The organism is Rhizobium sp. NXC24 (assembly GCF_002944315.1).
Classification (GTDB): domain Bacteria; phylum Pseudomonadota; class Alphaproteobacteria; order Rhizobiales; family Rhizobiaceae; genus Rhizobium.
In genome coordinates this window covers 3,639,336-3,664,983 of record NZ_CP024311.1, presented here as the reverse complement: position 1 = coordinate 3,664,983, position 25,648 = coordinate 3,639,336, and the positions used below count along the sequence as shown (strand labels likewise).

General features: G+C 61.0%; 28 protein-coding genes and 1 tRNA gene. 11 read left to right on the top strand and 18 right to left on the bottom strand.

Annotated features, from left to right (window positions below):
• Positions 1 to 10: 10 nt before the first annotated feature.
• From NXC24_RS17955 to ftsE, 3 genes are all read right to left on the bottom strand, one after another.
• Entirely contained in the window at positions 11 to 733 is a 723-nt protein-coding gene (locus tag NXC24_RS17955) for a YdcF family protein (RefSeq protein ID WP_104824527.1), read from the bottom strand.
• 69 nt (positions 734 to 802) lie between these two features.
• On the bottom strand, positions 803 to 1,750 hold the full coding sequence (locus tag NXC24_RS17950) for an ABC transporter permease (RefSeq protein ID WP_104824526.1): 948 nt from the start codon (positions 1,748 to 1,750) through the stop codon (positions 803 to 805).
• 91 nt (positions 1,751 to 1,841) lie between these two features.
• Entirely contained in the window at positions 1,842 to 2,501 is a 660-nt protein-coding gene (ftsE, locus tag NXC24_RS17945; protein WP_199773495.1) for a cell division ATP-binding protein FtsE, read from the bottom strand.
• Between the two features lie 210 nt (positions 2,502 to 2,711).
• Between ftsE and NXC24_RS17940 the strand changes: the two genes are divergently transcribed.
• The 3 genes from NXC24_RS17940 to NXC24_RS17930 all read left to right on the top strand — a co-directional run bounded on the left by NXC24_RS17940 (position 2,712) and on the right by NXC24_RS17930 (position 4,553).
• On the top strand, positions 2,712 to 3,377 hold the full coding sequence (locus tag NXC24_RS17940) for a hypothetical protein (protein ID WP_104824524.1): 666 nt from the start codon (positions 2,712 to 2,714) through the stop codon (positions 3,375 to 3,377).
• Between the two features lie 87 nt (positions 3,378 to 3,464).
• Positions 3,465 to 4,007 carry a hypoxanthine phosphoribosyltransferase gene (gene hpt, locus NXC24_RS17935; RefSeq protein WP_104824523.1) on the top strand — a complete coding sequence of 181 codons (543 nt, stop codon included), beginning with the start codon at positions 3,465 to 3,467 and terminating at the stop codon, positions 4,005 to 4,007.
• 186 nt (positions 4,008 to 4,193) lie between these two features.
• A complete protein-coding gene (locus tag NXC24_RS17930) occupies positions 4,194 to 4,553 on the top strand; it encodes a response regulator (protein WP_104824522.1) in 360 nt (119 codons plus the stop codon).
• Between the two features lie 58 nt (positions 4,554 to 4,611).
• On the opposite strand, the gene NXC24_RS17925 is transcribed toward NXC24_RS17930, so the two are convergent.
• The 4 genes from NXC24_RS17925 to argH all read right to left on the bottom strand — a co-directional run bounded on the left by NXC24_RS17925 (position 4,612) and on the right by argH (position 10,614).
• Entirely contained in the window at positions 4,612 to 7,383 is a 2,772-nt protein-coding gene (locus NXC24_RS17925; protein ID WP_104824521.1) for a TIGR02302 family protein, read from the bottom strand.
• A gap of 250 nt (positions 7,384 to 7,633) precedes the next feature.
• On the bottom strand, positions 7,634 to 8,905 hold the full coding sequence (gene lysA / locus NXC24_RS17920; RefSeq protein WP_104824520.1) for a diaminopimelate decarboxylase: 1,272 nt from the start codon (positions 8,903 to 8,905) through the stop codon (positions 7,634 to 7,636).
• Between the two features lie 13 nt (positions 8,906 to 8,918).
• Complete coding sequence (locus tag NXC24_RS17915; RefSeq protein WP_028754825.1) at positions 8,919 to 9,113, bottom strand: lipoprotein; 195 nt, start codon at positions 9,111 to 9,113, stop codon at positions 8,919 to 8,921.
• A gap of 100 nt (positions 9,114 to 9,213) precedes the next feature.
• Positions 9,214 to 10,614, bottom strand: coding sequence for an argininosuccinate lyase (argH, locus tag NXC24_RS17910; RefSeq protein WP_104824519.1), 1,401 nt, complete (start codon positions 10,612 to 10,614; stop codon positions 9,214 to 9,216).
• A gap of 23 nt (positions 10,615 to 10,637) precedes the next feature.
• Here argH and NXC24_RS17905 point away from each other — a divergent pair, with 23 nt between their 5' ends.
• Both NXC24_RS17905 and NXC24_RS17900 read left to right on the top strand, forming a co-directional pair.
• The gene (locus NXC24_RS17905) at positions 10,638 to 11,303 is read left to right on the top strand and encodes a TlpA disulfide reductase family protein (RefSeq protein ID WP_104824518.1); all 666 of its coding nucleotides are present in this window, start codon (positions 10,638 to 10,640) and stop codon (positions 11,301 to 11,303) included.
• Positions 11,304 to 11,423: 120 nt separating this feature from the next.
• Entirely contained in the window at positions 11,424 to 13,277 is a 1,854-nt protein-coding gene (locus NXC24_RS17900) for a tetratricopeptide repeat protein (protein WP_104824517.1), read from the top strand.
• Between the two features lie 175 nt (positions 13,278 to 13,452).
• On the opposite strand, the gene NXC24_RS17895 is transcribed toward NXC24_RS17900, so the two are convergent.
• The 3 genes from NXC24_RS17895 to NXC24_RS17885 form a co-directional block, all read right to left on the bottom strand.
• A complete protein-coding gene (locus tag NXC24_RS17895; protein WP_104824516.1) occupies positions 13,453 to 14,331 on the bottom strand; it encodes a 3-hydroxybutyryl-CoA dehydrogenase in 879 nt (292 codons plus the stop codon).
• Positions 14,332 to 14,479: 148 nt separating this feature from the next.
• Positions 14,480 to 15,421, bottom strand: a complete 942-nt coding sequence (locus NXC24_RS17890; protein ID WP_104824515.1) for an electron transfer flavoprotein subunit alpha/FixB family protein — start codon at positions 15,419 to 15,421, stop codon at positions 14,480 to 14,482.
• Positions 15,422 to 15,499: 78 nt separating this feature from the next.
• Positions 15,500 to 16,249 (bottom strand): electron transfer flavoprotein subunit beta/FixA family protein, encoded by a 750-nt coding sequence (locus NXC24_RS17885; protein WP_104824514.1) that lies wholly within the window; start codon positions 16,247 to 16,249, stop codon positions 15,500 to 15,502.
• Here NXC24_RS17885 and NXC24_RS36185 point away from each other — a divergent pair.
• A complete protein-coding gene (locus NXC24_RS36185) occupies positions 16,248 to 16,382 on the top strand; it encodes a hypothetical protein (RefSeq protein WP_260303174.1) in 135 nt (44 codons plus the stop codon). The two genes, NXC24_RS17885 and NXC24_RS36185, sit on opposite strands and share 2 nt — an antisense overlap.
• A 64-nt stretch (positions 16,383 to 16,446) precedes the next feature.
• Here NXC24_RS36185 and NXC24_RS17880 read toward each other — a convergent pair whose 3' ends face one another.
• The 3 genes from NXC24_RS17880 to NXC24_RS17870 are packed head-to-tail and all read right to left on the bottom strand — an operon-like array spanning position 16,447 to position 18,095.
• The gene (locus NXC24_RS17880) at positions 16,447 to 17,025 is read right to left on the bottom strand and encodes a cob(I)yrinic acid a,c-diamide adenosyltransferase (RefSeq protein ID WP_104824513.1); all 579 of its coding nucleotides are present in this window, start codon (positions 17,023 to 17,025) and stop codon (positions 16,447 to 16,449) included.
• A 13-nt stretch (positions 17,026 to 17,038) separates the two neighbouring features.
• Positions 17,039 to 17,242 carry a twin transmembrane helix small protein gene (locus NXC24_RS17875; protein ID WP_104824512.1) on the bottom strand — a complete coding sequence of 68 codons (204 nt, stop codon included), beginning with the start codon at positions 17,240 to 17,242 and terminating at the stop codon, positions 17,039 to 17,041.
• A 19-nt stretch (positions 17,243 to 17,261) separates the two neighbouring features.
• On the bottom strand, positions 17,262 to 18,095 hold the full coding sequence (locus NXC24_RS17870; protein WP_104824511.1) for an SDR family oxidoreductase: 834 nt from the start codon (positions 18,093 to 18,095) through the stop codon (positions 17,262 to 17,264).
• Between the two features lie 98 nt (positions 18,096 to 18,193).
• On the opposite strand from NXC24_RS17870, the gene NXC24_RS17865 reads away from it, so the two are divergent.
• Positions 18,194 to 19,126, top strand: coding sequence for a YihY/virulence factor BrkB family protein (locus NXC24_RS17865; RefSeq protein WP_104824510.1), 933 nt, complete (start codon positions 18,194 to 18,196; stop codon positions 19,124 to 19,126).
• Here the strand turns inward: NXC24_RS17865 and gluQRS are convergent.
• Positions 19,091 to 19,972: a tRNA glutamyl-Q(34) synthetase GluQRS gene (gene gluQRS, locus NXC24_RS17860; RefSeq protein WP_104824509.1), complete on the bottom strand. Its 882-nt coding sequence runs from the start codon at positions 19,970 to 19,972 to the stop codon at positions 19,091 to 19,093. The genes NXC24_RS17865 and gluQRS overlap by 36 nt on opposite strands.
• A gap of 43 nt (positions 19,973 to 20,015) precedes the next feature.
• On the opposite strand from gluQRS, the gene NXC24_RS17855 reads away from it, so the two are divergent.
• Together NXC24_RS17855 and NXC24_RS17850 are read left to right on the top strand one after the other, a co-directional pair.
• Complete coding sequence (locus tag NXC24_RS17855; protein WP_104824508.1) at positions 20,016 to 20,660, top strand: DNA-3-methyladenine glycosylase; 645 nt, start codon at positions 20,016 to 20,018, stop codon at positions 20,658 to 20,660.
• Between the two features lie 111 nt (positions 20,661 to 20,771).
• Positions 20,772 to 21,329, top strand: a complete 558-nt coding sequence (locus NXC24_RS17850) for an HNH endonuclease (RefSeq protein ID WP_104824507.1) — start codon at positions 20,772 to 20,774, stop codon at positions 21,327 to 21,329.
• A gap of 103 nt (positions 21,330 to 21,432) precedes the next feature.
• On the opposite strand, the gene NXC24_RS17845 is transcribed toward NXC24_RS17850, so the two are convergent.
• The gene (locus NXC24_RS17845; protein WP_104824506.1) at positions 21,433 to 21,942 is read right to left on the bottom strand and encodes a disulfide bond formation protein B; all 510 of its coding nucleotides are present in this window, start codon (positions 21,940 to 21,942) and stop codon (positions 21,433 to 21,435) included.
• Between the two features lie 15 nt (positions 21,943 to 21,957).
• A complete protein-coding gene (locus NXC24_RS17840; RefSeq protein WP_104824505.1) occupies positions 21,958 to 22,551 on the bottom strand; it encodes a YqaA family protein in 594 nt (197 codons plus the stop codon).
• A 229-nt stretch (positions 22,552 to 22,780) separates the two neighbouring features.
• On the opposite strand from NXC24_RS17840, the gene NXC24_RS17835 reads away from it, so the two are divergent.
• Positions 22,781 to 23,224 carry a YbjQ family protein gene (locus tag NXC24_RS17835; RefSeq protein WP_245463902.1) on the top strand — a complete coding sequence of 148 codons (444 nt, stop codon included), beginning with the start codon at positions 22,781 to 22,783 and terminating at the stop codon, positions 23,222 to 23,224.
• A gap of 64 nt (positions 23,225 to 23,288) precedes the next feature.
• On the opposite strand, the gene NXC24_RS17830 is transcribed toward NXC24_RS17835, so the two are convergent.
• Together NXC24_RS17830 and NXC24_RS17825 are read right to left on the bottom strand one after the other, a co-directional pair.
• Positions 23,289 to 23,373 (bottom strand) — tRNA-Leu (locus NXC24_RS17830).
• A 160-nt stretch (positions 23,374 to 23,533) separates the two neighbouring features.
• Positions 23,534 to 24,832, bottom strand: a complete 1,299-nt coding sequence (locus NXC24_RS17825) for an MFS transporter (RefSeq protein WP_104824503.1) — start codon at positions 24,830 to 24,832, stop codon at positions 23,534 to 23,536.
• A gap of 235 nt (positions 24,833 to 25,067) precedes the next feature.
• Between NXC24_RS17825 and NXC24_RS17820 the strand changes: the two genes are divergently transcribed.
• Entirely contained in the window at positions 25,068 to 25,637 is a 570-nt protein-coding gene (locus NXC24_RS17820) for a TetR/AcrR family transcriptional regulator (RefSeq protein WP_104824502.1), read from the top strand.
• Positions 25,638 to 25,648: the final 11 nt, after the last annotated feature.

Here is a 25,648-nt window from a genome sequence, read left to right as displayed (position 1 = left end):
GCCAAGTATCTTAGTCCGGATCATCGTCCGTCTCCCGCGAGCGCAGGCCGAGCGGGCGTCCGAGACCCGTGAGATTGCGGGCGCCGGCGAGAAGAACCTTGGCATATTCGGAGAGCATGGTGCGCAGCGCATTGGGGTCGGTGAACCAGTTCTTGGTCTTGAGATCGGAATTGACCACCGGATAGGGAATGAAATCCGTGGCCGGATCGACATATTTCAGCTCGGCCAGGCTGCGCGGCATGTGATAGTTGTTCGTCACCACCAGTATGCTCTTGTAGCCTCTGGCATGGATCCATTTCGCGGCTTCGCGGGCATTGCCGATGGTGTCGAGGGCGTCATAACCGACATCGACACAGCAATTGAAGAGACTGACGGGGCTTTGGGTCAGCCTGCGGATTTGCGACGGCGTCGTGGTCGGATGGACGCCGGAAATCAACAACCTGTTGCCGGCGCCGGTGCGCAGCAGTTCCACGGCCTGGCCTATGCGCTGATAGCCGCCAGTCAGCACGACAATGGCATCCGCCTTCGGTTCCGGCGGCGGCTTCAGCGTGGTGATCGAATCGGCGAAATGCAGGAAGCCGCCGAAGACAACGGCGACAAGGATGATGAAGCCGAAGCCGCCCCAGCGCAAAAACCTTCGGAAGAGGCTGCGCCGCACAGGCCGGTCGCTGCGGGATTGCTCTCGCAACGTCTGCGAACTCACGGTCTTGCGAGTCGTCAGGTCCATGCTCATGATTCGCTATTATGCGCCAATTGCGGCAAGGAACAGACCATTAGATCGAAAAAAATCATCGCCCTAGCGTCAATTTTGCACAGTTTCGGTTCTTCCGGGGTCGGAGCGGATCAAATCGATCTCGTAAATGGTGCGCATGACGGTGAAGCGCGCCGTGACCGTGGTGAGCAGGGCAATGATGATCATGGTGGCGAGGATGCCGAGATAGCCGAGCGCGCCGACCGAGAATGTGCCGAACAGGGCGGTTGCCTGGTCGGTCTGCGGCGTCGCGATCGTGCGGCTTTGCAGAAAGCCGGCGCTGGCGAAAAACAGGGCGGCGAGCGCGCTGCCGGCAGCCGAACCCTTCAGGCTGATCTTCAGGAAATGCTTCTGGAATTCGGTGGCAACAAAGGTGCTCTCGGCGCCGACGAAATGGAGCACCTCGACGATGTGGCGATTGCTCGAGAGCGCGCCGCGCGTGGCAAACACCACGGTCAGCACCATGGCGGTGAAAACCAGGAGCAGGACGCCGGTGCCGATGAGAACGGTGGTGTGCGCCATCGAGACGAGCCGATCGACCCAGGTGCGGTGATCATCCAGCGTCGCCTGCGGAATCTGATCCTTGAGGAGGTTGCGCATCGCCTCGAAGTCGGGGGGATGCGTTTCGTCGATCGTGATGATCACCAGGCGCGGGACGGGCAGCTCCTTGAGGTCGAGGCCGGCGCCGAGCCAGGGTTCGAGCAAGCGAGCGGTCGCCGCCTCGTCGACGATCTGGCCGGACTTGGTGCCGACGAAACCAAGCGCGATGTCGCGGGCGCTGGCCAGCGCCTTGTCCATATCGAGATTGTCGTCCGGCTTGATCTGGATGGTGATCTCGCGGGAAATCTGGCTCTCCCAGCTTGCCGCCGTCGAGCGCACCATGCTGACGGCGCCGAGCGTCAGGCAGGCAAGGAAAGCCATGATGGCGATAACGACGATCAGCGCATTGCCTTGGATATTGGAGGACGGCACGATCGGTCCGGTCGGGCGCACGCGCATTTCCGGCCGCCTCTTCTCCGGCGGAGATGCGACGGGTCTTTCCTGGTTGTTGGCAGCCCCGGCATTCGAGGCTTTCCTGCGGGGAGCGGGCTCAGTCATAGATATCGAGATGCCCTCCCGATAAAATCATGCGCCGGGCTTCGATCTGATCCATGAGCGTGAGGTCGTGCGTGGCGATGACGACGGCCGTGCCGAGGCGATTGAGTTCGAGGAACAGGTTCAGCAGCCGCCGTGCCATGGGTGGATCGACATTGCCGGTCGGTTCGTCGGCGAGCAGGATCTCGGGGCGGTCGATCAGGGCGCGGGCAATGGCGGCGCGCTGCTTCTCGCCGCCCGACAGCACCGGCGGCAGCACATTGATGCGTTCGCCGAGGCCGACCCACTTCAATAGTTCCAATACGTCGGTGCGATAGGAACTTTCCTCCTTGCCGCGCACGCGCAGCGGCAGGGCGACGTTTTCGTATGTCGTGAGATGCTCCAGCAGCCGGAAGTCCTGAAAGACGATGCCGACGCGGCGGCGCAGCAACGGCAGCTCGTTGCGCGGGATCGAGGAAATCTCGCGGTCGAACATGCGGATCAGTCCGCGGGTCGGCTGCAGCGACATGAAGAGAAGCCGAAGCAACGTCGTCTTGCCGGCGCCGGAAGGTCCCGTCAGGAACTGGAACGATTTTCGCGGAATGTCGAAGGTCAGGTCACGGAGGATTTCCGGACCCATACCATAGCGCAAACCGACGTTCTCAAAATGAATCAACGGGCAGTCCACTCTTCCGCAGTGTTCAATCAGGCGACTTGTTAACCAAGGGCGTTAACAGCCGGTAAATTTTGCTGGAAAGGCGCCCGATTCATGGCGATCTTTGCGAAGCATTAACTATTAAAATTTACGACTGGGCAGGATTCGTTTCAATGCCCAGAATTCAGGTGGGCGTTGAAACCATGTGGATCACCGGAAAGGGAGATCGTCATGGGCACTTTTCGCCACCGCCAACAACAGGCGGGATTGATCTATGACCTGCTGCCGCCCGAACGCGCATTGGGTTCGGGACTATCGCGCCGCTTCGGGCCGAAGCCGGATGTCGTCGACGCCGAGTTCGTGACGGTCATTCCCAGCCGCATCAGAACCGCCTCGGGCAGCAACGCTCGCGACGGGGCTTTCCGCCCCAGCCAATCGCCGCGGCCGGCTCCCAAGGGAGCTTTCCTGCATGCGCTCACGGGCCTGCGCCTTGCCGAAGGCTGGCTGCAGCAAGCCTCGCGGCGCAGCTTCGTGGCGCTCATCGTTGCTCTGGCCATCCTGGTCTTCGGGCTTGCCGGCGGCTTCTCGGGATTGTCGGGTACGCCGGCACAGGCCACCTCGGAGCCGCTACAGTTTTCCCATGTGACGCTGACGCCGCGCGACGAGAACGGCATGCGGGTGCTCACCGTTAACGGCATCATCGAGAACGAGACCGGCGCCACGCTCTCGGTGCCACCTGTCCGTGCAGATATCTTCTCCGGCGGTCAATTGCTGACAAGCGTGGTGGTGAACCCGCCGGTAAACCGTATCGGGCCGCATGAGAGCCGCGGATTTTCCACGCGATTGCAGCATCCCGGTGGAAAAATGCCGGATGTTCGCCTCTCCTTCATGCCTTAGGGGGTGTGTCGGCCCTCAGGTTTGTGCTACGGGCTAGAGCTTGATCGGCGGACAAGCGCCGAAAATAGCCATGGAGCATGCCAATCAATGCCTGTCGTACGCGGGAAGAATATCGAGCCGCTTTTCACCGCCGAGCAGATCGCCGAGCGCAATCGCGCCATGGCGAAGGAAATCGCCAGCGGACCGACGAAGGATCTCCTCGTCATCGCCATTCTCAAGGGCTCGTTCATCTTTGCCGCCGATCTGCTGCGTGCGCTGCATGAGACGGGACTGGCGCCAGAAGTCGAGTTCATCACGCTCTCGAGTTACGGCGCAGGCACGGTCTCCCAGGGCGTGCGCATCGTCAAGGACATCGACAGCGATGTCAGGGATCGCGATGTGCTGCTGATCGACGACATTCTGGAATCCGGCCGCACGCTGCGATTCGCAAAGGAATTGCTCTACGAGCGCGGCGCCCGCCATGTCACGCTCGCGGTGCTGCTCGACAAGAGCGTGAAGCGCCAGGAAGAGCTGGAGGCCGACTATGTCGGCTTCGAATGCCCCGATTATTTCGTCGTCGGTTACGGCATGGACGTTGCCTATGCCTTCCGCGAGTTGCCCTTTGTTGGCGTGGTAACCGGGGACGCCTGACGTATCGGGAGCCAAGTATGGCTGCCGTTTTGGGACAATCCAACGCTCATACAAGCTGTCCCAATATGCTCCAGCGATGACGACTCATTAACCACGGAGCCGCATCGCACCGCCGTCGTTTACCGATCGCAAACGGAATTCTGGTGATTTCGGTCGCGGAACATGACGGACCACGGAGCATAGACCATGGCAAAAATTCTGATCACCGAAGACGAAGATTCTCTTCGCACCTTTGTCGCGCGCGCCCTGCGCTTGGACGGACACGAGACCGAAGAGGCGGCCGATGGCGCCGAAGGTCTGGAAAAGCTGAAGCAGGGGGCTTACGACCTGCTACTCTCCGATATTCGCATGCCGGTGATGGACGGTATCGAACTGGCGCATCAGGCTGCCTCGACCTGCCCTGGCATGAAAATCCTCTTAATGACCGGCTATGCCGAGCAGCGCGAACGCGCCGACGACCTCATGGAAAAGATCGTCGACGTCGTCGCCAAGCCTTTCGCTTTGCCGGATATTCGCAAGGCCGTTGCCCGCGCGCTGGCGGCTTAAGCAGTTATGTCAGACATGACCTTCGCCCGTGGCGGCGAAGGTGGCGTCAGCTCTTCTCTTACTGGCCAAGATCGAGCAGGCGCTCCAGATAGCGCCGTTCTTCCGAAAATGACGGGTTGTTGCTTAACCGCTCGCGGATCGCATCGAGGATTTCGCGGGCGCGTTGCGGATCGATGATGTTCGGTATCTTGTTTTCGTTTGCATCATCAAAGAAGTTGCCATCGTTGCGTTGACGGCCGAGGGGATCGCGGCCGTTCTGATTACCCTGGCCGACTTGTCCCTGCTGCTGACCTTGGCCCTGACCCTGCTGTTGCTGCATCTGCGCCATAAGCTGGTTCATCATATCGCGCGTGCCCTTGCGTAGGGCGTCCAGCGCGCGGCCCTGGCCCTGTACGGCGGCTTCGCCATTGCCCTGGGAGAGGTCGCCGGAGGCGCCCTTCATTTCCTGTTGAGCCTTGCCGTAATTCTGGTTCGGCTTCATGCCCATGGAACCGAGGTCCTTTTGCAGTTCGCCGAGCTGCTTGCCGAGTTCATCCTGCTGCTTGCGCAATTGCTTCAGCGCATCACGCAGTTGATCGGCAGTCATATTATCAGTCTGATTGTCGCCCTGCTGCTTCTGACCCTTCTGCTGGCCTTGCTGTTCCTGGCCCTGCTGCCGATCCTGCTGCCCCTGATCCCGCTGCCCCATATCCGGCTGTGTCGGATCGGTCAGATCCGGCATGGGCTGGTTCAGCGCATCGTCACCATCTTCGTTGGGATCGCCGCGCTGCATGCGGTCGCGCATGGCCTGGTCGAGCTTGAAGGTCTGCTCCATCAGCTTCTGCTGGTCGCGCAGGATGCGGCCGAGCTTGTCCATCTGCTGGCGCATCTTGTCGTTGGCTTCGTTCTGCTGCTGGTTCTGACCGCGTTGCGGCCGTCCGGCCTGGAGGCTGTTCATCATCTGCTGCAGTTCGGACAGCATCTGCTGCGCCGCCTGGCGGTTGCCGGAACGGGCCAGATTTTCGATCTGATCCATCATCCGCTGCAGGTCCTGCTGGCGCAGGATATTGGCCGACTTCTGGTTTGGCTGCGCCGGCATGTTCTTCATGCGCTCGGCGAGCTCCTTCATATAGTCGTTCATTGCCTTGCGCAGTTCGTCCATCAGCTTCTTGATCTCGGCATCGGACGCATTGCGCTGCAGGGCCTCGGAGAGCTTCTGCTGCGCGTCGCGCAGCGCCTTTTCCGCATCGGTCAACTGTGCGTCTTCCATGCCGAGCGCGATCTGCCACAGATAGTCGGCAGTATCCTTCAGCGCGATATCGCCCCGAGCGAGTTTCATACGGGTCAGCGCCGATTCGAGCAGCAGGTAGTTGCCGAGATCCGGGATCGTCTCATTCGGCCGGATCGTCAGCGACCGATTGAGTTCAATCGCCTCCGGCATTTTGCGGGTGTCCAGCGCGAAAACCTGGCGTTCCTCGGCAACGGCGGCAGCGAGCGGCTCGGTGAAATTGCGCGAGGGCAGGGTCATTTCATAGGGTGCGCTGCGGCCGGTCTGGCCCGCGCCGTCGCGGGCGACGAGGGTAATGCGCACCTGCCTGCCGGCAAGCGGGTCCTGCGTCAGGTCGTGGCTCGCCAGCCCTTTGCCGTTACGGCGATCCCGGCGCGAAATCTCCAGCTTGTATTCCGGCAGGCCGTAAAGCGGCGTGGCTTTGGGATCGGTCTCCACAGGCACGATTTCGGCATGGGCCTCCTCGATGCCGTAGTCGTCCTTGACTTTGAAGCCCATTTCGAGCGCGCCGTTGGGGTTGCCGTGCGGAATACCGTCGAAGGCGATTTCCGGCGGCTTGTCGGTGACCACTTTGAAGGACCAGGATTTGCCGTTGACGGTGAGCTTGCCGCCTTTTTCGAGCTTCAGCACATGGGTGCGGGCGACCATGGCGTCGGCGCCAGCCGGAGCGGCGGCGTTGTTGGACACCGGTTGTACGGCCGGAGGCGTGGCGGCATTGCCGTTCGCCGGCGGCTGCTTGCTCACATCCGCCGCCTGCTCGGGGATTTCGGCGCCGGTGTCGCTGCCGCTGCCGGCAGCCTGAAACAAGACCTTCTCATCCGTCGAAGCGCCGGTGACGCGCACGGTAAGTTCGGAGAATTGCGGTACGTTGACGCTGTCGCCCGTGTTAGCAGCACTGCCCGTCAGGTAGACGGGGGCTTCCCCGGTATAGTAGGGCGGCGTTACCCAGGCATCGACGCGCAGGTCCGGATTGATCGACGTCTCGGCCGGAGCAGTGAAGGCATCGCTGAGCGCGCCGCCGCTGTTGGACATGGAGAAGCTGAAAGCAGTGACCAGCAGCAGGGCCGGAATGGTGCGAAGCGCGAAGCGGTCGTAACGGGCGATGTCAGGACGCGGCAGGCCGGCGTCCAGAGCCGCAATCCGCGCTGCCATGCGCTCCTGATGCTCCCGCCACAACGCCCGGGCAAAGGGTGTATCAAAAGCCGGCTCGTCCTCCTGTACGGTGACAGGCTGGTGGGCAAGGCCGTTGCGCTCCTCCAGCATCCGATCGGCTTCGGCGACCGTCGGCCAGCGCAGGCGGCGGAAGGGGAAAACGGAGACGGCAAAGGCGAGCGCGAAAACCGCAAGCAGGACGAGGCGCAGAGCATCCGGCGCGATGCGGAAAATGCCGAACCAGGCAGCCGAGAGGAAAAGAGCCAGGATCGAAAGCGGCACCAGCAGCAGGGGCAGGATCTGTTCCGAGATCAGTACCACCCGAGCAAAGAGACGCTTGACCGCAACCAGCCGCGCCAGCGCCGGACGGGTGGCGAGAGCGCCCTTCTTGAGGTTGCTGGGGCTGGTCATCGGTCCGGTTTTCTCCCCGCTCTGACGTTGATGGCTATCTCTCCCATGGAGACGGCGGGGCGTCGCATACGCCCGCAGTTACGGCGTCCGGCGAGACGCCTTTCACAGGAAGATAACATTCTTTGTGGCGAAGACGAGGGCAAGCGGCGGTAAAGGCCGCTTTTTCATCGGATTTCGCCGAAACGTGATTAAGCTGCTTGGTTGGGCGCGGCGCATGAATTCCATCCGAAAATCGCTTCGGATTTTCGAATTATGCGTCGAGCCAGGGCGGGATGGAATCGAGGCCAATCAGCTCTTCATAGGTCTTGCGTGGGCGAATGACGTGGAAACCGCCGCCCTTGACCAACACTTCCGGCACCAGAAGCCGGCTGTTATAGGTGCCGGCCTGGACCGCGCCGTAAGCGCCGCCGGAGCTGATGGCGAGCAGATCGCCGGGCTTCGGCATCGCCATTTCACGATCGAGAGCCAGGTAGTCGCCGGTCTCGCAGACAGGGCCGACAACATCGGCCTTGATGCGCGGGGCGTTGGCGGCGGTGATCTCGACGGCGCGGATTTCGTGATAGGCCTCGTAGAGCGTCGGGCGGATCAGGTCATTCATCGCGCCATCGACGATAACGAAGGTCTTGTTGCCGCCGTCCTTCACGTAGATCACCTCGGTCACCAGGATGCCGGCATTGCCGACGATCAGGCGGCCGGGCTCGGTGACGATCTTGCAGTTCAGACCGCTCAATTGGTTCTTGACGATGTGGGCATAGGCTTCCGGCACCGGCGGCGGGTTGTTGTCGTCGCGGTAAGGAATGCCGAGGCCGCCGCCGATATCGACATGATGAATATCATGGCCATCGCCACGCAGCGTCTCGACGAGATCACGCAGCAGCTTGAAGGCGTCTTCGAAAGGCTGCAGCTCGGTGATCTGGCTGCCGATATGCATGTCGATGCCGGTGACCTTGATGCCCGGCAGGCTGGCGGCACGGCCATAGACGGCGCGGGCACGTTCCCAGGAAATGCCGAACTTGTTTTCCTTCTTGCCGGTCGAAATCTTCGCATGCGTGCGAGCATCGACGTCCGGATTGATGCGGAAGGAGACGGGGGCGACCTTGCCGGCGCGGACGGCGCGCTGGTTCAGCACTTCCAGTTCCGGCTCGGATTCGACGTTGAAGCAGTAGATGCCGGCTTCAAGCGCCACGTCCATCTCCTCAGCGGTCTTGCCGACGCCGGAGAACATGATGCGGCTTGCCGGAATACCGGCCGCCAAGGCGCGATGCAATTCGCCGACGGAGACGACGTCGACGCCGGCGCCGAGCCGGCCGAGCGTCTTCAGCACCGCCTGGTTGGAATTGGCCTTCATAGCGTAGCAGACCATCGCGTCGACATCGCCGAATGCTTCGGAGAAGACGCGGTAGTGACGCTCGAGCGTCGCCGTCGAATAGACGTAGAAAGGCGTGCCGACAGCCTTGGCGATCTCGGGAACGGGAACGTCCTCGGCGTAGAGAATGCCGTCGCGATACTGAAAATGGTTCACGGTCGATGCCTGTTTAGAGGAGGGGATCGAGGAGGAACTTCTTGTCCTCGGTGCCCGGCTGTTTCGTCGGCTTGTTGACGTCGCCGCCCTTGGTCGCCGCTGCACTTGGCGGATCGAGATCGCCTTTGCGGCCACATCCGACGACGGCAAGGCCGATGACCGAAAGCACGACGGTCAGGCGGATGATATGCGGCATGTTGATCTGCATCGAAATCCTCTTGGGCGGCAAACGCGGAAAGCAGTCCTTCATAGCGAAGTTTCCGGGGCTTGTGCACCCTGATTGTTTGGTTGTGGTTTCGGCGATTTTCTCAGTTGCGGGCGCGCCAGAAGGCGATCTGCTTGCGCACTTCCGACGGCGCCGTGCCACCATAGCTTTTGCGGCTTGCGACCGAGGCCTCTACGGTCAGAACGTCGAAGATCTTGGCCGTGATGTCAGGGTGGATCGCCTGCAGCTCTTCGAGCGACAGTTCGGCGAGATCGCAGGACTTGCTTTCGGCGAGGGCGACGGCGCGACCGGTGACATGGTGGGCGTCACGGAAGGGCAGGCCCGCTTCGCGCACCAGCCAGTCGGCGAGGTCGGTCGCGGTCGAATAGCCGGAGCCGGCGGCGGCCTTCATGCGAGCGGTATTGATCGTCATATCGCGCACCATGCCGGTCATGGCGGCGACGGCCAGCTCCAGGCTTTCGGCGGCGTCGAAGACCTGTTCCTTGTCTTCCTGCATGTCCTTGGAATAGGCGAGCGGCAGACCCTTCATGATCGTCAGCAGCGCGACCAGCGAGCCGTTGATGCGGCCGGTCTTGGCGCGCACCAGCTCGGCGGCATCCGGGTTCTTCTTCTGCGGCATGATGGAAGAGCCGGTCGAGAAGGCATCCGAGAGGCGCACGAAGCCGAACTGAGGCGTCGACCAGATGACGATTTCCTCGGCGAGCCGCGACAAGTGCATGCCGGCGATGGCGGCGATCGACAGGAACTCGATGGCGAAATCGCGGTCGGAGACAGTGTCGATCGAATTGCGGGTCGGCTCGCGGAAACCGAGCGCCTTGGCCGTCATGTGACGATCAATCGGAAAGCCCGTGCCGGCAAGCGCCGCGGCCCCGATCGGCGACTCGTCCATGTGCTCGATAGCGTGGCGCACGCGCGAACGGTCGCGGCCGAACATTTCGACATAGGCCATGCAATGATGGCCGAAGGTGACCGGCTGCGCCGTCTGCAGATGGGTGAAGCCGGGCATGACGGTTTCAGCGTGCTCTTCGGCGCGGTCGAGGAAGGCTGATATCAGGTCGGTCAGCGCCTGCTCGCATTTCTGCAGCTCTTCTTTCACCCAGAGGCGGAAATCGAGCGCCACCTGGTCGTTGCGCGAGCGGGCGGTGTGCAGGCGTCCGGCAGCCGGTCCGATCAGGGTCGCGAGCCGCGCTTCGACATTCATGTGAATGTCTTCGAGGCGGCGGGAAAATTCGAAATTGCCGGCTTCGATCTCTGACAAAATCGTGTTCAGCCCGTGAACGATCTTGTCTTTATCCTCGGTTGAAATGATGCCCTGATGGGCGAGCATGCCGGCATGGGCGATGGAGCCGCGGATATCCTGCGCAAACAGCTTCTTGTCGAAACCGATCGATGCATTTATCTCCTCCATGATTGCCGCGGGGCCGGAGGCGAAACGTCCGCCCCACATCTGGTTGGAGGATTTGGTGTCCTTGCCGTCAGCCATGAGATGCCTACCTGGAGAATGTAATGACAGCAAAGAAGCCGTTCGGTCTGCCGTCCGTGAAACTCGTTCTGCTTGCCGCCGTCGCCGGGGTCGTCGCCGGTGCGGCAGCGGTATACGTGAAGGAGATGGGGTATGGCAATGGCGTCCTTGAAATGGCCTCATCCGGACAATGCGAAACGGCGAAGGATCGCGCCGCGGCTTTGACACCCTTTGCCAAGGGTCAGGTCGCCGCCATGGCCGCGCCGCAGACGCCGATCTCGCTGCAGGACGTAGCCTTCAAGGGTCCGGACGGTCAGTCGCTCTCGGTGGGCAATTTCTCCGGCAAGACCCTGCTGCTTAATGTCTGGGCGACGTGGTGCGTGCCCTGCCGCGAGGAGATGCCGGCATTGAACGCGCTGGAGAAGAGCGTGGGCAGCGACAAGTTCGAGGTCGTGGCCGTCAATATCGACACGGGTGACGACGAAAAGCCGAAGGCGTTCCGCAACGATTACGGCATAGACAAGCTCGGCTATTATCGCGACAACACCATGGGCGTCTTCAATGCGTTGAAAAAGCAAGGTCTCGCCTTCGGCCTGCCGGTAACCCTGCTGATCGACGGCAAGGGCTGTCTCATCTCGGCCATGAATGGCCCGGCGGCCTGGGACAGTGACGACGCGAAGAATTTGGTGAAGGCTGCGGTCGCGTTGTGAGGCCGTTTGCGTGAAACCCGAGATTTGGAACTGAGCGAATACGGGGTCATCCTCGGGCAAGGCTGAGATGAGAGGCTGGAATAATCGCCCAGCCGATTCTCTGTTTGAAAATCGATCCCGATGACCCAATCTCCAGCCTACGCCCTGTCCGATGCATCAACGCTGCCCTCCATCCTAGTCCAGGCTGCGACCTTGATGGATGCCGGTCGTTATGAGGATGCAATCAATGTGTTCCTATCGGCTGGCGAGCTTGTCAGCCGTGAACCGATCGCGTGCAACACGCTGGGTTTTTTGCTGCTGAAAGTCGATAGGCCCCAGGATGCCATCTTGTGGTTCGAAACAGCACTCAGCCTCAAACCCGATTATGTGCATGCGATGTCCGGCCTTGGCATAGCATGTCAGGACGCCGGCGATTTTGCACGGGCGCTGTCGTGTTACGAGCGAGTGGTTGCCGCGCAGCCGGGCGATGCGGTCTCCTGGTATCATCAGGGAGTCGTGCTTCAGGAGCTGGGCCGATCGATCGAAGCGCTTTCAAGTCTCGAGCGGGCAATCTCCCTCAAGGGCGACTACGGTTTGGCTCTTTCCAAGCGCAGCCAGGTTCTCGAGTCGCTGCGCAATGTGCCGGACGCCATACAAGAAGCTTTGCGCAACTGCCATCAGTCGCCAGAGGACCCGACATCATGGGCACGGCTTGGAGATCTTCTTCAGAAATCCGGCGATTTCGATCGGGCAATAGCAGCCTATGACAAAGGATTGGCGCGTTTCCCCGAGGACTTTCGCTGCCTTTGCAACAAGGCGCAGGCGCTGGAGGCGACCGGACGCTGGCGTGAGGGCCTGGCCACGGCTCAACGGGCGCTGCGTGTCGATCCGACCGATCGCGAAGCGCTGATGCTTTGCGGAAAGTTTGAGCTCAAGCTCGGAAATCCGGCGGCTGCGCATATTTGTTTTCTGGCGGTCGCCGAGATGGGCGTGGTCCGCAACTATCCGGCGGCGAAGAAGCCTGCAAAGTTTCGCGTGCTCCTGCTCTTCTCACCCGAATCTGGCAATACGCCTTATGAGGATCTGATCAGAGACAGTTGCTTCGACACGGAAGTGATCTTCGTCTTGCGTGGTTATCGCAATGACCCGCGGGTCCGCAGCGATAAAGTAGATGTCGTCGTCAATCTCGTTTCGGAAACCGACTTTGGGCTTGATGTGATGGCATCGGCCATCGATGTCGCCGATTCCCTGCAGCGGTCGGTCGTCAATCACCCGCGGCTGATGCTGGCGACGGATCGCGAATCCATCTCACGGCGTCTGAGCGGGGTTGCGAACGCGGTCATGCCAGCGACGATTCGTATCGAGGCAAAAGACCTGCGGCGCCGGGTGCGCGACGGCGATACCGGCGCCTTTCCAATAATCGTGCGCCATACGGGCAAACATGGCGGCGATATGATGGAACTGGTGGAGGATGCCGACGCCCTGCTGGGCTTTGCCGAGGAGGCCGGAGAGCAGACCCTCTATCTGACGGATTTCGTCAACTACAGTTCACCCGACGGGCTTTTCCGCAAGTACCGCTTCGTCTTCGTGGGAGATGAGATACTTCCTTATCATCTGGCCATCGGCGATGGCTGGAAGGTGCATCATGTCTCGACACGCATGGCCGACGTCGAATGGATGCGCAAGGAGGAAGAGGCCTTTCTCAACGATCCTGGCAGCGTCTTCGGGCCAGAGGGCATGGCTGCCCTCGATGCCATCCGCCGCCAGATCGGCCTTGATTATTTTGGTATCGACTGTTCACTCGATTCAGAGGGCAGGGTAGTAATTTTCGAGGTCAACGCGTCGATGCTGATTCACCTTCACAATGAGCGCTTTGAGTATAAGACGCCGCATGTGAAGAGAATCAAACAAGCGTTTGAGCTGCTTCTGGAGCGGCGAGCGCGCGAGTACCGCGCATCGGTTTCCGCAGCCGGCGCGCTATCGAATAATCTCTGAGTCAGTTACCGGCTCACCACCCGCCCTCGTGGTTCGAGACGGCCCTGCGGGCCTCCTCACCATGAGGACTGATCATCTTCACCCGACATAGCCTACTCCGACCTCATTCTGAGGTGCGCCGACCAAAGGCCGAAGCCTCGAAGGATTAGGGTCGGCCCCCAGGCTGCCGAAAAGATCAGCGCGTCGGAACGGGCGTCTCGCCGCGATAGTCATAGAAGCCGCGGCCGGATTTGCGGCCGAGCCAGCCGGCTTCGACATATTTCACCAGCAGCGGGCAGGGGCGATATTTCGAATCCGCTAGGCCGTCATGCAGCACCTGCATGATCGACAGGCAGGTGTCGAGGCCGATGAAATCGGCAAGCTGCAGCGGTCCCATCGGATGGTTGGCGCCGAGCCGCATGGCGGTGTCGATGGCATCGACGGTGCCGACGCCCTCGTAAAGCGTATAGATCGCCTCGTTGATCATCGGCAGCAGGATGCGGTTGACGATGAAGGCCGGAAAGTCTTCGGCCACGGTGATCGTCTTTTCCAGCGAGGTGACGAATTCCTTTGCTGCGGAGAAGGTCGATTCCTCGGTGGCTATGCCGCGCACGAGCTCGACCAACTTCATCACCGGCACGGGGTTCATGAAGTGAATGCCCATGAAGCGCTCAGGCCGATCGGTCGCCGAAGCGAGCCGGGTGATCGAGAGCGATGATGTGTTGGTGGCGAGGATCGCTTCGGGCTTCAGGATCGGACAGACCTGCGCGTAGATCTTGCGCTTGACGGTCTCGTCCTCGGTTGCTGCCTCGATGGCGAGATCGACTTGGGCGAGATCGTTGAGATCGGAGGAGCCGGTGATGCGCGACAGCGCCGCCTTGCGGTCCTCGTCGCTCATCTTGCCCGAGGCGACGTGGCGGGCAAGGTTGCCGTTGATGGTGGCAAGGCCGCTTTCGATGCGATCCTGCGACAGATCGTAGATGTGGACCTTGTAGCCGGCCATGGCGGATACATGGGCGATACCGCAGCCCATTTGGCCCGCGCCGATAATACCGATCGTCTTCAGCGAACTCATTGCCCAACTCCCCGGCGGCGCGTTCTTGGTGGCGCGCCATGCTCTTCATCATAAATTTGCCGGACTATTCCTAGCCCGGCAAGATTGATAGCTCCATAAAGGACAATTTTCCAGTCTTTCGCAACTGCGAAAAGACCGATCGACGCGATCACAGCGCCTTTTCGAGTTCCGGCAGGGCCTCGAAGAGATCGGCGACGAGGCCATAGTCGGCAATCTGGAAGATCGGGGCCTCTTCGTCCTTGTTGATGGCGACGATGACCTTACTATCCTTCATGCCGGCGAGATGCTGGATGGCACCGGAGATGCCGCAGGCGATATAGAGCTGCGGTGCCACCACCTTGCCGGTCTGGCCGACCTGCCAGTCGTTCGGGGCATAACCGGCATCGACGGCAGCGCGGGATGCGCCGACGGCCGCCCCGAGCTTGTCGGCGACGGGAAGGATGACTTCCTTGAACTTCTCCGCCGAACCGAGGGCGCGGCCACCGGAGATGATGATCTTTGCAGACGTCAGTTCCGGACGGTCCGAGGTCGACAATGCATCGGCGACGAAGCTGGACAGGCCGGGATTGGCGACCGCCGGGATTGCTTCGATGCTGGCCGAACCACCGTCTGCGGCAGAGGCGAAGGAAGCGGTGCGCACGGTGATCACGCGTCTGGCATCAGTCGACTGCACCGTCTGAATGGCATTGCCGGCATAGATCGGCCGCTTGAAGGTATCGGCGGAGACGACTTCGATGATTTCCGAGACCTGGGCGACATCGAGCAAAGCGGCAACCCGCGGCAGCACATTCTTGCCGACCGAGGTGGCCGCCGTCAGGATGGTGTCATAGCTGCCAGCCAGGGACACGATGAGGGCTGCGAGCGGTTCGGCGAGATTGTTGGCGAGGCTGGCATCGTCGGCAACCAGCACCTTGGAGACGCCGGCAAGCTTGGCTGCCTGTTCGGCCGCAGTGTTGGCGCCCGCGCCGGCGACGAGGATGTGCACGTCGCTTCCCGTTCCCTGGGCAATCTGTGTCGCCGCCGTCAGCGCCTTGGCGGTCTGGTCGGAAAGGTGGTTGCTGTCATGATCAGCCAGAAGAAGAATGGCCATGGGTCTTATCCTTTACATTTGCTGAGTCCATGCTCTTGACCGAAAACCGGTACCCACTTTTCGGGAGCATGAACGGCCTCAGAGCACGCCGGCTTCGGTCTTGAGTTTTTCGACGAGCTCGGCCACCGACTTGACCTTGACGCCCGCCTTGCGGCCCGACGGTTCCTCGGTCTTCAGCACCTTCAGGCGCGGCTCGGTGGAGACGCCGAAGTCGGCCGGGCTCTTCTTGTCGAGCGGCTTCTTCTTTGCCTTCATGATGTTCGGCAGCGAGGCATAACGCGGCTCGTTGAGGCGCAGGTCCGTCGTGACCACCGCCGGCAGCTTGACCTCGATCGTCTGCAGGCCGCCATCCACTTCGCGGGTGACCTTGGCGCTTCCCTCACCGATCTCGATCTTCGAGGCGAAGGTTGCCTGCGCCGAGCCCAAGAGGGCCGCCAGCATCTGGCCGGTCTGGTTCGAGTCATCATCGATCGCCTGCTTGCCGACGATGATCAGGCCGGGCTGTTCGGCCGCGGCGACCCCTTTCAGGATCTTCGCCACTGCCAGCGGCTCGACCTGATCGTCGGTCTCGACCAGCACCGCACGATCGGCCCCCATGGCGAGCGCCGTCCGCAGCGTCTCCTCGGCCTTGGCCGGGCCAATCGATACCACCACCACCTCTTCGGCCTTGCCGGCTTCCTTCAGCCGCAGCGCTTCCTCGACCGAGATCTCGTCGAACGGGTTCATCGACATCTTCACATTCGCAAGCTCGACACCCGTGCCATCCGCCTTCACACGGATCTTCACGTTGTAATCAACCACCCGCTTCACCGGGACGAGAATCTTCATGGAAACCTTCCTTCAACACTGCGCTCAAGAACATGGCCTGTTCAGCGCCGCTCCGTTTGTCGAATGGCGACATGGATACGCGTTTTTCCCCCAATTTCAACGCTTCCATGCCGCAGAATGGCAAATTGCCTGAGGGACATAAATGACGTTTACGTCAACGTCAATATCGTTGAATGCTGTTAAAATAATTTGAGTCACTATCGATTCTTCCCCGGAACCCACAGCACATCGGCGCGCCCCTGATCATTTGCATGGCGGGCAGCGACGAACAGGAAATCCGAGAGGCGGTTGATGTATTTCAAAGCCGCGGGGCTAACGCGTTCGCCTTCGCTGCGTGAAAGCGCCACCGTCAGCCGCTCGGCGCGCCGCGCGACCGTGCGGGCAAGGTGGATATGCGCGGAAGCGGGGCTGCCGGCAGGCAGAATGAAGGAACTCAGCGGTTGGAGACCGGCGTTGAGCGCATCTATATCCTGTTCGATGCGCTGGACCTGGCCGTCAATGATACGCAGCGGCTCGTAAGAGAGCGGTTCGTCCGTTTCGGGCGTCGAGAGATCGGCGCCGAGGTCGAACAGATCGTTCTGGATGCGCATCAGCATGGCGTCGAGTTCAGGCATATCGGCGGTGTGCAGCCTGGCAACGCCGATGATGGAGTTGGTTTCGTCGATCGTGCCGTAGGCCTCGACGCGCAAATCATGCTTCAGCCGGCGGGGACCGGCAACGAGGCCGGTCGTGCCGTCATCGCCGGTCTTGGTGTAGATCTTGTTGAGCTTGACCATTGTGATCCCACCGTTAGGTCGGACGGCCGCCGCCGGTCAGCCACAGCGTCAGCATGATCAGGATGACCGCGATCGCCTGCAGCAGCACGCGAAGCTGCATCAACCGGTTGGAGAGATTCGGATTGTCGCCCTTCATCATATTGAGCAGGCCGCGAATGAGGACGATTGCGACCAGGCCCATGACGATGATGGCGGCGATATAGGTAATGGTAGACATTGCTTCGGGCCTTCGTCTTTCAATCCAACCGGCGCATCAGACGATAGAAAAGGTTAGCCGGCAACAGCCTTTTCAGAAGAACGCCCTGTTTTGCAGGCGTGGTCACAAGATAATGCGGGCGGGGATTTTTGGCGTTCAATGCGGATTTTAACACGTCATAGACCGCTTCGGGTCCCAATTTGTGCCGGTTGACCGGGCCTGTGCCATTCAGCCGCGCCAATTGCCGCTGGTATTCGACCGCATGAGCCGAATGTTCGAGATCGATATGCTCCTTGATCTTGGCGAGCGCATTGGCGGTAAAGCGCGTGGCGATCGGGCCGGGCTCGATCAGGCTGACATGGATGCCACTGCCCTGCAGCTCCATCCTGAGCGTGATCGTCAAGCCCTCCAGCGCGAATTTCGAGGCTGTGTAGGCGCCGCGGAAACGATAGGGGATCAGGCCGAGAATGGAGGAGACATTGACGATGCGGCCGTGGCCCCGCCTGCGCATCAGCGGGATTACCTGCCGCGTCAGCTCGTGCCAGCCGAAGAAATTCGTCTCGAATTGTTCGCGAAGCACATCCGTGGAAAGGTCCTCGACCGCGCCCGGCTGGCCATAGGCGCCGTTGTTGAACAAAGCGTCGATGCGGTCGCCGGTCCGTTCGCGCACGGTTGCGGCCAGAGCCGAGATCGTTTCCGGCTGGGTATAATCCATCAGCAGCGTTTCGATCCCCTCGGCCTCGAGTGAGGCGCGGTCCGCCTCCTTGCGCACGGTCGCGAAAACCCGCCAGCCGTCGGCCTTCAGCGCCCGGGCGCAGAAAGCGCCGATGCCGGAAGAGCAACCCGTGACGATGATGGTGCGTTGATCTGCCATGGAATGATTCCTGTACAAACGCGGAGACGTTTCCCATATTCAAGGACCCGACACAATCGACAACCGGCGGACGAGAACCGGGCTCAAGCGGAGATGGAATGCCGACATTCGTTCGTACGCTCTATAGGGTCGTCTACGACGCGGTGTTCCATTTCGTCGAGGATGACGGTTTCGCGATGGCAAGCCATGTGGCGCTTTCGACGCTGCTGGCCGTTTTTCCGTTTCTGATCTTCGGCACGGCGCTTGCGAGCTTCCTCGGCGCCAGCCAGTTTTCTTCGACGGCGGTGCATCTGATTTTCGATACCTGGCCGGAGGCGATCGCCAAGCCGGTGGCGGATCAGGTGGTGCAGGTTCTGACTATTCCGCGCGGCGGGCTGCTGACAATCTCCGTGCTGGCGGCGGCCTATTTCGCTTCCAACGGCGTCGAGGCATTGCGCATCTCGCTCAACCGGGCCTATCGCGTGCCGGAAAACCGGCCCTGGTATTTCAACCGTCTCGCAAGCCTCGGCTATGTGCTGATGGCGGTTTTGATCTTTGCCATGCTCAGCATCATGCTGGTCGCCGTGCCGCTGGTGCTGAACTATACGCGCGAGTGGGTGCCGCGGCTTGCCGATATCCTGGATGTGGTCTTCAGTTGGCGCATCTACGGCACCGTCTTCCTGTTGCTCGCCGGACTGCTGATCCTGCATCTGTGGCTGGCGGCGGGGCGGCGGCGGCTGTTCGATGTCATCCCCGGCGTGTTCCTGACCTTGCTCTTCTGGTCGCTCGGCGCGCTAATCTTCGCCTATTACCTTGCGACTTTCGCCAACTACACGGCCACCTATGCCGGTCTGGCCTCGGTGATGATTGTGCTCGTCTTCCTCTACATGCTCGCGGTGATCTTCATCCTCGGCGCGGAGTTCAATGCGGCGCTGATGAAGTTCAAGGTGCGGCGCATGCTCTTCGGCAAGGGAGCGGGTGCCCCCGAAGCGATTAGACAAGAGGCAGACAAACAATCAGAGGCCGATGCGGCGACGAAGCTCCGCCGATGACCAGCCCTGCCGGCGCCATTCGGCAATGCCGGTATCGCCCTGGCTCTTGGAGAGCTTCTTGCCGTCTTCGCCAAGAACCAGCCGATGGTGATGGTAGAGCGGCTGCGGCAGATCGAGCAGAGCCTGCAGCAGGCGGTGGACCGAGGTGGCGTGAAAAAGGTCGAGACCGCGCACGACATGGGTGACGCCCTGCGCGGCATCGTCGACGACCACGGACAAGTGATAGCTCGACGGCGCATCGGAGCGCGACAGCACGACGTCGCCCCAGGCGCCGGGATCGGCGGGGATTTCGCCCGTCTCGCCATCGCCGTTTTCATGCCAATGAAGCGGCGCCCCGACGGCGGCGATGGCTTTTTCCATGTCGAGCCGCCAGGCGTGCTTAAGGCCGGCGTCGAGCAGGCGCTTTCTCTCTGTGTCGCTGCGCAGGCGGTCGTCGGGGGGATAGAGCGGCGTGCCGTCCGGATCGCGTGGCCATGGGTCTCCCCGAGCTTCACCGGCTGCAACCCGTGCCTTCACCTCGCCGCGCGTCTGAAAGGCGGGATAGACGAGGCCGCGGGCGATGAGCGACTGCAGGGCGGTCTGGTAGGCCGGAAAATGCAGGGATTGCCGGCGCACCGGTTCTTCCCAGGTGAGGCCGAGCCAGGCGAGATCGGCAAATATGCCCGCTTCGAATTCGGGTGTGCAACGGGCCTGATCTATGTCTTCGATGCGCAGCAGGAAACGGCCGCCGACCTCTCTCGCCATGTCGTGATTGAGGATCGCCGACAGCGCATGGCCGAGATGCAGCGGGCCATTCGGGCTCGGCGCGAAACGGAATATCGGCTTTTGACGGGGAATCGCGATCATGCTTTCTTCTGCCACGAATTTTAATCCCGGACTACGAGAAGCCATGCACATCATCCGCGCTGAAGACGATATCAGGCAGGGGCTGGCGGCGCTGGTCGAGCTCGATCCGCGCCTGCGGCAGATTGTCTCCGAGGCGGGACCCGTGCCGCTGCGCCTGCGCGAGCCGGGCTTCGAGGGACTTGCCCATATCATCGTGTCGCAGGTCGTGTCGCGGGCGAGCGCCGATGCGATCTGGGGGAAGATGATCGCTGGGATGGGTCGGGTGACCGCCGAGGGCTATGTCGGCCTGGCGCTGGAGGCATGGCGAACCTTCGGCCTCTCGCGAATCAAGCACGAGACGCTTCACCGCGTTGCCGAAGCAGTTGCTGGCGGCAGCCTCGATCTTCATTCGCTGAGTGCCGAAAGCCCGGAAAAGGCGCTTTCCGAGCTTACTGCCATCAAGGGAATTGGTCCCTGGACGGCGGAGGTCTATCTGATGTTCTGCTGTGGTCACACAGATGTGTTTCCGGTCGGCGACGTTGCCTTGCAGGCAGCCGTCGGCATGGCGTTTGGGCATGATGTCAGGCCCCTGCCCAAGGCTTTGGCCCGGGAAGCGGCGGTCTGGATGCCCTGGCGCTCGGTCGCGGCCCGGCTCTTCTGGGCCTATTACGCCGTCAAAACCCGCCGCGACGCGCTGCCCATCGATTGATCGACTGCCCTCATAGATTGGCCGCTATGCACTGAATTTATTGGACTTCACAATCCTGTAACAACCGGCCTAATATACAGATACAGATGCCGAATCGATCAGGAGGGTTCCTTGACGATTGCAGTCTCACCGCAGTCCTTGCCAGCGCTCGTGCTGAACGCTGACTATCGGCCGCTGAGTTATTACCCCTTGTCGCTCTGGTCCTGGCAGGACGCGATCAAGGCGGTTTTCCTTGACCGTGTAAACATCATCGCTGAATACGATCAGTCGGTATCGTCGCCCAGCTTCTCGATGCGGCTGCCAAGCGTCGTCTGCCTCAAGACCTACGTCCAGCCCTCCCGCAACCCTGCTTTCACCCGGTTCAACGTCTTCCTGCGCGACCGGTTCGAATGCCAATATTGCGGCGCTCATGACGATCTGACCTTCGACCACGTCATCCCGCGCGCCCATGGCGGCGAAACGACCTGGGAAAACGTGGTGGCCGCGTGCTCGCCCTGCAACCTGCGCAAGGGCAGCAAGCTGCCGAAGCAGGCGGGCATGTTCCCGGCGCAGAAGCCTTATCAGCCGACCGTGCAGGACCTGCACAATAACGGCCGCCTGTTCCCGCCGAACTATCTGCACGATAGCTGGCTCGACTATCTCTACTGGGATACGGAACTGCAGCCGTAAAATTGATTGCCTGGGAAGCTCGGGCGAGTTCCGCTTTGCCGCGCTTATATGCACGGCACGTAGCTGCGGCAGCCGTTCGCTCGCCTGACAGATCTCAGTTCAATCAACCGGCCTTCTTCACGCCCATAAACGCGATCGCCGCCAGAATGACGCTGGCGATTACATTCCACCCGGCCATCGACAAGCCGAGGACGCGGAGTGCGGCTTCGGTGCAGGACGGACCTTTGATGGTGCTGAGTTCGTTCAGCAGGTCGCCGGCGTTCTGCGTCATGCTGCTGGCGGATGTAGAGCAGGTCGTCGGGCCGGCCCAGAAGTGCCATTCGACGCCGGCGTGATAGACGCCGATGCCACCGCCGACCACCATCATGATGCCGGCAATGGCCAGCAGCGCGCGGGTGATCCAGGAGGGCAGGCCGAGGGCTGCCGTCAGAGCGGCAGCGATCGCGACGGGAATGCCATAATAATAGGGCTGGCGCTGCTCAAGGCAGAGCGCGCAGGGAATATAGCCGCCGATATATTGGAAGCCGAGCGCCGAGCCGATGACGATGATCATGCCGATGGCAAGCAGCGCGGAATAGGTGAGGCCGGCGCGAGAAGTCAAAGTCTTAGACATGCAAGGGCTCCGTGCTCAGTGCGCCAGGACATAATGGAAGAGAATGTAGAGAAGAATGAGGACGGCGGCCGCCGCCATGGTGATCTGGCCGAGACGCTTCTCGATGAAATGCCGGATCGATTCGCCATAGCGGCGGAGCAGAAAGGCCAGGAAGAAGAAGCGGGCGCCACGGGCGACGATGGCCGAGATGATGAACAGGCCGAGATCGATATGGGCGACGCCGGAAAGGATGGTCACCACCTTGATCGGCGGCAGATGCGCCAGCCCCGAGGTGACGAGCAGCAGAACGACCCATCCGTAGGTGACGCCGGCGCTCATCTGGTTGAAGGCGTCGAGCTTGCCGTAGAAGATCAGGATCGGCTTGGCGATGGTCTCGAAGGCGTAATAACCGAACGCCCAGCCCGCAATGCCGCCGAGCACGGAGGCAACCGTCGCCGTCAGCGCATAGCGCCAGGCGCGTTCGGGCTTGGCAAGCGACATCGGCAGGAACAGGACGTCGGCGGGCACGAGGAAGATCGAGCTTTCAACGAAGGCGATAATGGCCAACCAAACTTCCGCCGATTTGCGACGGGCGAGCGACATGGTCCAGTCGTAAAGTCTACGAAGCATTCTGCCCCCTTTTGCTGCGTTGCACACCTTTAGGGGGGAGGATTATGGCTGTAAATGGTCGGGGGATGACGGAAGTGGAACAAAATCAAAAATTTTCGTGATGGTTGGATTTCGAAGGGTGCCGAATTTATTGCTGAGATGAGGGCACTCCATCTTAAAGATGGTTTAGTTTTCTCCCTATATGTCAGTCTCCACAACGTATGGTGGTTGGCGGCTTAGGAGGGCGAACGTGCCAAAGTGTAATAGATGCGGGCAAGACGTTTTCATCGCTTCGCGTGATGGATACTGTGGAGACTGTGAAGGTATTGTCAGGAAGCAGGAGAGGGAGCAGAGGCTTCAAGGTATAATATTGACGACATCTGTAGACGTGCCGAATAGAGATATCGAGAATATTCTTGGAATAGTTGCCTCTGAGGCCGCTATAGGTCAAAATTTTCTCAAAGATATTGGCAATAGTATTAGAGATATTGTGGGTGGGCGAAGCGGCAACGTACAGAATACACTTAAGCAAGCCCGGAACTCTTGTTTGGCCGAACTAAGACAGGAAGCGCTTGAACTCGGAGCCGATGCGGTCATTGCTGTGGATCTGGATTACAACGAGGCATCCACAGGAAGCGGTGGGGGCATTTTATTTGTGACAGCTAGCGGAACGGCAGTAAAACTCAAAAGCTAATTTGTCGCTTTCGTTAGTAGCCCGGGCTTAGAGTCACATTATCAAAATCTTTAGGTTTCGAGAGTGGTGCCCCATGCCGGAGTCGAACCAGCACTTCTTTCGAAACTCGATTTTGAGTCGAGCGCGTCTACCAATTCCGCCAATGGGGCAACGGATCCTGACGAGGCGGGTGTCTAACATGTGATTGGCCGGACGCGCAAGACGGGTTGCGAAGGAATGCGTCTTGTTTTCCGGGACTTGTCATTCGACCCATGGCGGCCCATGGCGGCAGCGGACGCCATGGGCCGTTTGTCTTTCAAGGGGCTGGCCTCAGTGCGCCATTGCCGGGGCCTTGTCCGTCGAGGTGGAGCGGCTGATCGTCAGCGCCAGGATTGCGGCGAGCACGCAGAAGGCGCCGGCGATGAAGAAGGCGGGCAGGTAGGTGCTGAGTTCGGTGCGCGACAGGCCGGCGCCATAGGCCGCTGTGGCGGCGCCGAGCTGGTGGGCGGCGAAGACCCAGCCGAAGACGAGGCCGGCTTTTTCGCGGCCGAAGCGGTCGGCGGCGATCTTGACGGTCGGCGGCACGGTGGCGATCCAATCGAGGCCGTAGAAGACGGCGAAGATCGACAGGCCGTAGAAGGTGAAATTGCTGAAGGGCAGATAGACGAGCGACAGGCCGCGCAGCCCGTAGTACCAGAAGAGCAGCCAGCGATTGTCGAAACGGTCGGAGAGCCAGCCGGAGCCGATCGTGCCGAAGAAATCGAAGATGCCCATGACGGCGAGCACGCTGGCGGCGGCCACCGGCACGATGCCGAAATCGCCGCAGAGCGTCACGAAATGCGTCTGGATCAGGCCGTTGGTCGAAAGGCCGCAGATGAAGAAGGTGGCGGCGAGGATCCAGAAGGTGGAGCTGGTGGACACTTCCTTCAGGATGAGGAGGGGCGAGGCCAGGGCTGCCTTGAGGTTCTTGGTGGCGGGCGGCGTCGGCGAGACGTGGATTTCACCGACGAGCGGCAGATTGACGTCGGCCGGCCGGTCTCGCATCAGCAGCAGCACGACCAGGGCTGCGACGACGATCATGCCGCAGACGAAGAGCACGGTGGTGCGCCAGCCATAGCGTTCCGTCAGCTCCGCCATCAGCGGCAGGAAAACGAGCTGGCCGGTGGCCGAGCTTGCCGAGAGCATGCCGACGACGAGGCCGCGATGCTTGGTGAACCAGCGCGTCGACACCGTGGCGGCGAGCACCATGGCGGTCAGCCCGGTGCCGAAGCCGATGATGATGCCCCAGCAGAGCAGCAACTGCCAGACCTGCGTCATAAACAGCGAGCCGATGAAGCCGACGCAGATGGTGATCAGCGCGAAGACGATGACCTTGCGGACACCGAAATGATTCATGAAGGCGGCGGCGAAGGGACCCATGAGGCCGAAGAGCACGAGGCGAACGGCAAGCGCGGAGGAGATGGACGAGGTGCTCCAGCCGAACTCGTCTTCCAGCGGCTTGATGAGCACGCCGGGCGCGCCCATGGCGCCGGCGGTGACGAGCATGGTGAGGAAGGTGGCGCCGACGACGACCCATCCATAGTGAATGTTGCGCCGGGCAAGCGTCGAAGCAAGGACTGTGGAGACCATGAGGAGCGTTCCGATAAAGTTGCGTGTCTTGCCATCAGGATCGGGAGGGCTGCAAAGGCGCTCGATCGCGGACGGCCAAGGGTGCCGTAGCCACGTTTAGCGCCCTGCCGTTCTCCCGGCTTGAACGTTTGTGTAAAGGCATTTAGATGATTGCGATCATATTTGTTGCGTATTGATGATGGTCGTCATATAAATTGTCAATACAGAATTATTGATGCTCTGATGGAGTTTTTTGATGAGAGTGAGCCGGGAGAAATTCGCGGAGAATCGCGAGAAGATCCTTGCCGTCGCAGGGGAGCTTTTCCGCGAGAAGGGTTTTGACGGCATCGGCGTCGCCGACATCATGAAGGCGGCCGGGCTGACGCATGGCGGCTTTTACGGCCATTTCGAATCGAAGGACGAGCTGGCTTGCGAAGCCAGCAAGGCGCTGGTGGCGCGTGCGCAGGAGCGTTGGCAAGGGGTGGTCGAGGGGGCGTCGGAGGCGCCGCGCGACGCATTGCTCGCGCATTATCTCTCGCATCGCAATGTCGTTGAGCATGGCACCGGCTGCGTCTTCGCGGCCCTGACGCAGGAGGTCAGCCGCTATGGTCCCGAAATGCAGTCCACCTTCACCAACGGCCTGATGGGAATGGCGGCAATCCTCGAAGAGATCACGCCCGGAGGAACGCAGGAGGAGCGGCGGCGCAAGGCGCTTGCCGATCTCTCCACCATGGTCGGCGCGGTCATCCTCGCCCGCGCCATGGATACGCCTGCGCTTTCCGAGGAGCTTCTGGCCGCAACCCGGCAGGAGCTCGCTTCGCGCTGAGGCGGCTGCTT